The sequence below is a fragment of the Allobosea sp. P1_A7 genome (assembly GCF_056406775.1).
Genome location: NZ_JBFTZN010000382.1, coordinates 1 through 4,121, shown reverse-complemented (window position 1 = coordinate 4,121; position 4,121 = coordinate 1). Strand labels below are relative to the sequence as shown.

The window sequence follows — 4,121 nt, the reverse complement described above, 5'->3', positions numbered from 1 at the left end:
GATCTGGATGGCCGGGATCGAGCCGCCATATTCGGCGCCGATATAGGTGCAGGCCAGCATCACGATCGCCTGCACCGGCGCCATGCCGTAGGTGAAGGGCAGCAGCAGGGCCATGGTGATAGAGGCCGAGATACCGGGCAGCGATCCGCCGATGATGCCCCAGATCAGGCCGACGATCGAGAACAGGATGATCGGCGAGCCGAACAGGAGGTCGAATGCGATTCCGAGCGAATGCATCATCGTCCCCTTAGAAGAACCAGCCAGAGGGCTGATGCACGCCGAGCAGCTTGACGAAGATCGCCCAGTAGCCGACGGCCCCGCCCATCGCGATCAGCGCGGTCTTCCAGTTCGCCGCCGCGCCCTCGAAGAGAGCGATCGCGCCGATCAGGAGGGCCATGGCGGGCAGGTAGCCGATGATCGGCACGAGCACGACATAGGCCGCACCGAAGCCGAGGAAACCAAGCGCGCGCGGCAGCGGCGCGATCGGGTCGTCATCACCGGGTTGAGTGACTATCGCGGCTGGCTTCGGCGTCCGCGCCAGCGCGCCCTCGATGATGGCGCGGGCCACCAGGACCGCGCCGAACCCGGCCAGGGCGAAGGCGAGGATACGCGGCAATCCGCCCGCGCCGACATCGTCGGCGAGCGAACTCTCCGCGATGTCGCCAATGCCGAGGTAGTACAGGATCGCGATGGCGAGCACGATGAGCCCGCCTGCCAGATCCTTCTGAGCTGTTCGCCCGCTCATGCTACGGTCTTTCCCGACGGGTTGCGCACATGGTCGCTGGAGCGCGGCGTCACTTCAGGACGCCGTTCTCCCTCAGGAAGGCTTCGGTGACGGTGCCGAAGTTCTGGACGAAGCCCTGGTACTGGTCGTGGGGTATGAAGTTCGCGACTAGGCTCTCGGTTCTGTAGACCTTCTGATACTCGGGATCGGCCAGGATCTTCGGCACGGCCTCGTCCCAGATCTTGGTGATCGCCGGCGGCAGCCCTTTGGGGCCGGCAAGGCCACGGAATTTGTCGAGCGCGATCGCGTAGCCGGATTCCTTCACCGTCGGGACGTTGGGGAAGGCTTCCATACGCTTGGCATCGAAGGTCGCGAGCAACCGGATCTTGCCGGCCTCGAGTTGCGGACGAATCTCCGGGATCTCGCCGATGCCGATATCGAGCGTGCCGTTGAGCACGTTGATCATCAGGTCGCCGCCACCCTCATGCGAGACCACGGCGGGGGACACGCCTGCCGCCTTCTTGAGCTGCTCGGCCGCCTGGCGCTCCAGCGAGGCCGGATTGGCCGCGCCCCAACGCCCACGCGAGCTCTGCGCCTTGTCGATCACGTCCTTGAGGGTTTTGTAGGGGCCGTCGGCGCGGGTGTAGATCACCTCCGCGTCGGTGAAGAAGTTCGCCAGCGGCTCGACGTCCTTGTAGCCGTGCTGTGTCTTCGAGAGCAGCGAGGTGTAGATGTAGGTCGGCGTCGTCGCGTAGAAGACGCTGCCATCGGCGGGCGCCGTCGCCAGCCGCGAGACGGCGCGGGCTCCGCTGCCACCCTGCACGTTCTCGATGATGAAGGTCGCCTTGATGTATTTCGGCAGGTGCTTGGCCATCTCGCGCAAGAAGACGTCGCTGCCGCCCCCCGGACTCGAATGGGTGACGAGCGTGACCACCTTATGCGGGTAATCGACCGGCGCTTGCGCGGCGGCGCCGCCTGCCGACCAGGCCGAGAGGCTGGTGGCGACGGCTGTGGCGATGGCCAGATGTCGCATGGTTTCTCTCCCTGAGATCGATGAATGGGCCTCCCTGCTTCGGAGAGGCCTCGTTCGATTGGCGCGGCGGCGCGGCTTCTCCGCGCCAGGCCGTCTTACTGCGCGGCGTTGCGCAGCGGCCGGACTGCCGGCGTGGTGTCGAAGACGAGCTGCTCGACGAGCATCTCGATCCGCGGCAGGGCGTCGACGCCCCAGGCCAGATCGAGCAGCCTGTCCTGGGCGGCGTCGGTGATCGCGCCCTCGGCACACATCCGGAACTTGGCTTCGAGATCGGCGTCGCTGATCGGGTTGTCCGGGCCGCCGCGATAGCGCTCGTCGGCCCATTGCACGAGGGTCCGGCCGTCCTTGGTCTCGACCTCGATGCGCGAGCGGATCTTGTCATAGCCGCGCGCATCGATTTCGGGGTCGTTGAGGACCTCGGTGCGCTTCTGCATGTCCTGCATCGCCGGCGAGGCCACGAACGCGTCGCTGAACTCGTGATGGCTGGCGCGGCGACAGAGCGCGATCATCGAGAGCAGCGCGGGCATCGAGAACTTGGCCTGGAGGTGGTTCTGCGCCAGCGGATAGCGGATCGGCTCGAGGATGTTCCTGCCGGCAAAGAAGCGGATGCGCTCGACCTGCTCGGGTTTGAGGTCATGCGCGAGCACCAACGCCAGCATCGCGTCCATCGATTGATGGGTCAGGATGCCGGACGGGTAGGGCTTGATGCTGATGCCGGGCTCAGCGATCGTCAGCGTCTCGCCGAAGCCCTGCGGCAGCTTCTCTTCCGAAAGTCCCTCGCCCATCACCTGGAAGAAGCCCCAGGTGCCGTCGAGGGCCGCCGGGTCGGCGGTGAAGCCGCGTGCCGCGAGAAGGGCCGCGGTGACGCCGTTTTCCGAAGCGCGACCGACATGAAGCGGCTTGGTCATCGTGCCGAAATTGCAGCGGATGCCGGCAGCGAAACTCGCTGCGATGCCGAGGGCATGCGCCACCTCAGCGCCCTTGAGACCGAGCAGCTTCGCGGCGGCGGCGGCGGCGCCGAAGGTGCCGACCGTGCCGCTGCTGTGATGGCCACGACGATAATGGCGCGGCGTCATCCATTCCGAGATCTTGCATTCGACCTCGAACCCCGTCTGGAAGGCGAGCATGAGGCGCTTGCCGTCAACGCCGCCAAGGCGCTGCGACAACACCAGCGCGGCGGTCAGCGGCGGCACCGAGGGGTGGGTCAGCAGGCCGTAGACATGGCGCGGGTCGTTCGAAACCTGGGTGTCGTCCCAGTCATGAGCATGGCCGGCGGTGCCGAGCACGCGCGCCGCCAGCGCCGCGGGAACGCGGGTATGGCCACGGCCGATCAGCAGCGCCTCGGCCTTGCCGCCGGTTTCCGCGGCATCGGCCGCCAGCATGCGCACCGAGTCCTCAAGTCCACCGGCGAGGTAGAGGCCAAGCGTATCGATGATGCAGCGCCGGCCGATCCGCAGCGCCTCAGCTGGCAGGCCGTCGTAGCTCGCCCTCTCGATGAACGCGACAGCGGAGGCAGTAGCGTGGTTGAGCTCGGTCATGGCGTATCCGGCTTTCTCTTGAACGAAGATCGTCAGTTGGTCAGATGCGTGGGCTGCGCCTCGGTCTTCCGGTAGGCGGCGAGCAGGCGCGCCTTGGCGCGGGCGACATGGTCGGAATGGGCGCGCTGGGCACGCTCGGGATCGCGGGCGGCGATCGCCTCGACCATCTCGCGATGCTCCGAGTTGGAAACCTCCAGGCCGCCGCCCTGCACCAGGCTGCGGGCACGAAACAGGTGCAGCTTCTTGACCAGCCCGCGATATTGTGCGGCGAGCGTGCCATTGCCGCAGGCATCGATGATGAATTCGTGGAAGGCGAGGTTAAGCGGGTAGTAGCGGTCGAAGTCGCGGTGGCGCGCGGCTGCTTCCATCTGCTCGAGATAATCCCTCAACCGCGCCACCTCCGCCCCGCTGACCCGCTCGGCCAGGAGCTTGCCGGCAAGACCGAACAGCACCGTGCGCACGTCGTAGATCTCGATGGCCTCCTCGACCGCCGGCTGGCGGATGAAGACGCCGCGATTGGGGATCAGCTCGACCAGGCCGAGCCCTTCAAGGGCCCGCAGCGCCTCACGCACCGGGCCGCGGCTGGTGCCGAAGCGGATCGCCAGATGGTTTTCGTTGACCCGCTTCCCCGGTGGAATTTCGCCGGCAAGGATCGCCCTCTCGATTTCGCGTTCGAGCACGCCCGAAAGCGAGCGGGTCCTCAGAATGGTCAGGGCATCGTCTGGAATGGTCATAAGCTCTGATACCAGCGTCTACAGAAAACTGTCAACAGTTTGCAATTCTCGAGTTACCATGCTCTCATGGGGTGGTCGCGCGTCCCGGGGAG

At 66.2% G+C, this 4,121-nt stretch carries 5 protein-coding genes; all 5 read right to left on the bottom strand.

Going from position 1 to position 4,121, the window contains the following annotated elements; all coding sequences use genetic code 11:
• Window positions 1–237: tripartite tricarboxylate transporter permease (locus tag AC1D34_RS34645; RefSeq protein ID WP_476826678.1), on the bottom strand; the 237-nt coding region annotated here is incomplete at its 3' end.
• A gap of 10 nt (window positions 238–247) precedes the next feature.
• Window positions 248–745, bottom strand: coding sequence for a tripartite tricarboxylate transporter TctB family protein (locus AC1D34_RS34640; protein WP_476826677.1), 498 nt, complete (start codon window positions 743–745; stop codon window positions 248–250).
• 49 nt (window positions 746–794) lie between these two features.
• Window positions 795–1,757, bottom strand: coding sequence for a tripartite tricarboxylate transporter substrate binding protein (locus AC1D34_RS34635; RefSeq protein ID WP_476826676.1), 963 nt, complete (start codon window positions 1,755–1,757; stop codon window positions 795–797).
• A gap of 95 nt (window positions 1,758–1,852) precedes the next feature.
• Window positions 1,853–3,295: an MmgE/PrpD family protein gene (locus AC1D34_RS34630; protein WP_476826675.1), complete on the bottom strand. Its 1,443-nt coding sequence runs from the start codon at window positions 3,293–3,295 to the stop codon at window positions 1,853–1,855.
• 32 nt (window positions 3,296–3,327) lie between these two features.
• Entirely contained in the window at window positions 3,328–4,029 is a 702-nt protein-coding gene (locus tag AC1D34_RS34625; protein ID WP_476826674.1) for an FCD domain-containing protein, read from the bottom strand.
• Between the last annotated feature and the right edge of the window lie 92 nt (window positions 4,030–4,121).

Excerpts from the sequence above, each read along its gene's own strand:
- AC1D34_RS34640 (WP_476826677.1), bottom strand. The coding sequence starts at position 745 with ATGAGCGGGCGAACAGCTCAGAAGGATCTGGCAGGCGGGCTCATCGTG.
- AC1D34_RS34635 (WP_476826676.1), bottom strand. The coding sequence starts at position 1,757 with ATGCGACATCTGGCCATCGCCACAGCCGTCGCCACCAGCCTCTCGGCC.
- AC1D34_RS34625 (WP_476826674.1), bottom strand. The coding sequence starts at position 4,029 with ATGACCATTCCAGACGATGCCCTGACCATTCTGAGGACCCGCTCGCTT.
- AC1D34_RS34630 (WP_476826675.1), bottom strand. The coding sequence starts at position 3,295 with ATGACCGAGCTCAACCACGCTACTGCCTCCGCTGTCGCGTTCATCGAG.